5 protein-coding genes are annotated in these 2,702 nt (G+C 43.0%); 4 read left to right on the top strand and 1 reads right to left on the bottom strand.

Annotated elements, in window-relative coordinates:
- Positions 1–214: 214 nt before the first annotated feature.
- Positions 215–694: a helix-turn-helix domain-containing protein gene (locus L5M17_RS22770; protein ID WP_263149278.1), complete on the bottom strand. Its 480-nt coding sequence runs from the start codon at positions 692–694 to the stop codon at positions 215–217.
- Positions 695–842: 148 nt separating this feature from the next.
- Between L5M17_RS22770 and L5M17_RS22775 the strand changes: the two genes are divergently transcribed.
- Genes L5M17_RS22775 through L5M17_RS22790 form a run of 4 tightly spaced genes read left to right on the top strand, consistent with a single transcriptional unit; the run spans position 843 to position 2,655 of the window.
- The gene (locus L5M17_RS22775) at positions 843–1,961 is read left to right on the top strand and encodes a phage/plasmid replication protein, II/X family (protein WP_263149279.1); all 1,119 of its coding nucleotides are present in this window, start codon (positions 843–845) and stop codon (positions 1,959–1,961) included.
- An 11-nt stretch (positions 1,962–1,972) separates the two neighbouring features.
- On the top strand, positions 1,973–2,278 hold the full coding sequence (locus L5M17_RS22780; RefSeq protein ID WP_263149280.1) for a G5P family DNA-binding protein: 306 nt from the start codon (positions 1,973–1,975) through the stop codon (positions 2,276–2,278).
- A 15-nt stretch (positions 2,279–2,293) separates the two neighbouring features.
- On the top strand, positions 2,294–2,479 hold the full coding sequence (locus L5M17_RS22785) for a hypothetical protein (RefSeq protein WP_263149281.1): 186 nt from the start codon (positions 2,294–2,296) through the stop codon (positions 2,477–2,479).
- Positions 2,470–2,655, top strand: a complete 186-nt coding sequence (locus L5M17_RS22790) for a hypothetical protein (protein WP_173244884.1) — start codon at positions 2,470–2,472, stop codon at positions 2,653–2,655. The genes L5M17_RS22785 and L5M17_RS22790 overlap by 10 nt, the downstream gene beginning before the upstream one ends.
- The last annotated feature ends 47 nt before the right edge of the window (positions 2,656–2,702 follow it).

Below are 2,702 nucleotides of genomic sequence, written 5' to 3' on the forward strand. Positions count from 1 at the left end.
CCCGCCATAGCGGGAAAGGCCCCAAGTGACAGCGAGAGCCCCTGAGTCCACATACTTTAACAGTGGACTCTACTCTCATTTTGAGAGTTTCTGACGGCGTGCAACTTGTCCTTGTTGCAGCGTGGAGGAAGGGGGAGGCAAGCGAAGCGCCCCCGACCGACAGGGTTTTAGGTTTGGGTTCCTGTTACACCCAAACTAACTCCGGACATCCGGACTACAGCAAACCTATTTCACGGTTTATTTTGTTCTCAATCTTAGTTTCTTCTTCTGCAACATAAACCTCACTAGGAGGCAGTTTTTGCAAATCATCAGAACCAAAACCATGGCTATCTTTAAGTGCCTTTTCTAAAGAGTTTAGGAATGATGTTTTCTCATCAATACACTCATAAAGAATTGAGGTGAATGTAACGTCATCTATTAATACTTTGATAGATGCTACTTTTTTCATAAATCCAATAGGGTCTATGCGTGTCTCACTAGCTATTTCTCCGCTACAAATTTCTTTTTCAGTAATCTTAAGAAGCTGACTTAGTTGGGTAACTTGGCTAGCTTTAGGTTCGGTTAAATCCCTTTCCCACTTGCTTACCGTTTGCACAGTCAGCCCTAACTGTTCAGCGATATCTTCTTGCTTGATATTTAGAGCAATTCGCCTGTCTTTTAGTACGCTACCAATACTCATGTTTAAGTTTTCCATGCTGACACCTACTTTAATATTAGTTTACACCCACTTTTGTTTGGCCTATTATCATGCAATATATTTGTGTGTGTTCACATAAACAAATATTTAAGTGAAACATCTTGACAGGGTTTTTAGCGAATTGTTTTTCATCGACCGTTTATTCATGCAACAAGACTATCCAGAGGGCAATTTGCCGCTGGTCGGTCGGCATGTAATTGAACGGTTCGAGCTAGAAACGGGTGAGCATTTACCTCCATCAGTTAATCAGAAAATCCTCGAAGGTTCTTACAGCACCAAATTGACCATCCGGTGTGATGGGCAGCGGGTGAGGGTGGAAGGCAATCCGTCTCGCTGGCAACGCATGGATAACCTTTTTGGCTTGCAAACGCTTGATGAATGCGTGGCGATCTTTAATCACGTTTTAGCGCAATACGGTTTACCTCCGTTCACCAAAAATACCCAGATTTCATACCGCCAAACTCCAGACGGCAAAACCACTCAACTTGTTGGTAATGGTGCAGAGATTACCGCTATCGACTGGACGGTTAACCATCAAGTAGGCAAGGGCAAAGAGTCGTCATTTATCCGTGGTATGTCGTCAATGCAAATCGGTCGAGGTCGTAAACCCAAGCTTTATCCAGACGGCCACACTTGCAACTGGGGCGAAGGTTCTACATGGATAATGACCAAGCTTTATAACAAAGCTATTGAATTACAAAGACATCTTAATAAAGAACTCCGTAAAAAAGCCGGTGTTCCTATCGATAGACTTAACTACCTAGAAAACCTCATTAAATACTGTGAAACCACAGGTGTTGTACGCGAAGAACACAGCTTAAGGCAGGCCTTGCTAAAACGTCATACGTTGCAATTTTATGGCCGAGTCACCGAACAAGACTTTTACCCGCACCTAAAAGAGATCGAGACCGCTATGCAAACCATCCATATATCACATGATGAACATCAAACAATTGCAGACCAATTAATGACTTTAGGTGTAGTGAAAAGTCGCCAAGCTGCTAATGCAACTCAATGTTACGCATTGATGTGGCAACACGGAGCAGACCTAAGAACCACGCTTAAATCATCACAGTTTTATGAACATAAAGCGCGCCTTAAGGCTATCGGCATCGATATAGGTCAGCAGTTCGATGTGAGCCGTATGTGTCCAACACTAAAGCGTTCAGAAGTTATTGAAGTTAAACCGCTAATCGTCCCGCACTGGTATCAATTACCGATAGTTGCACAATCCAATATTTTACCGTTCAAAGCCTACGCATAGGAGCTATAACCATGTTGAAAATTGAAATATTTCAAGAAGATGTAACCGTAACTGCCCGAAACATGCCACCGAAAGACGGAAAGCCTGGGCGAACCATTTACGAGCAAAGAGCTTACGCATATTTAGGTGGGAAATTTCCTGTTCAGATGAAGCTGCAAGTCGAAGACCCAACTAAGACGTATCAAGCCGGAGAATATGAAATAGATAGTTCAAGTTTTGTCGTAAACAATTTTGGCGGCCTTGAACTAAAACGCTTTGGCTTAACGATCACAGCTATCGGTAAAGCTACGACAACAGCACCTAAAAGTAACTTTTAATCAGGAGCAATCATCATGGATGAATCACTAATCAATAGCGCAATCCAGCTACGCAATGACATACAAAGCATCAACGAGTTTCTACTGAAAGGCTTAGCGCCTGAAGATGCTCAACTGCAATTAATCGCTAAATCTTGCGTGTTACTGGGCGAACTGGACGACACACTAGAACAACTTAAGGATACAGCATCATGCAAATAATCCCTTATGATGGCGGCTACAGTATGGTTGAACGCCAAGATAAGCCCGAGCTGCAATGTAACAACTGTAATAAGCCTTGGTGGTACGATGATTTTGACTCGATATTTATCCAGTGCCCACATTGCCAAGGCGAACTGCGAAGAGTCACACCAGAAGAACCATTTAGACATCGCTAATGCCGATAACGACACTTATCGGCACATCTAATCCCTTCTACACAAAA

It is taken from the genome of Shewanella sp. SW24, assembly GCF_025653395.1.
GTDB lineage: Bacteria > Pseudomonadota > Gammaproteobacteria > Enterobacterales > Shewanellaceae > Shewanella > Shewanella oncorhynchi.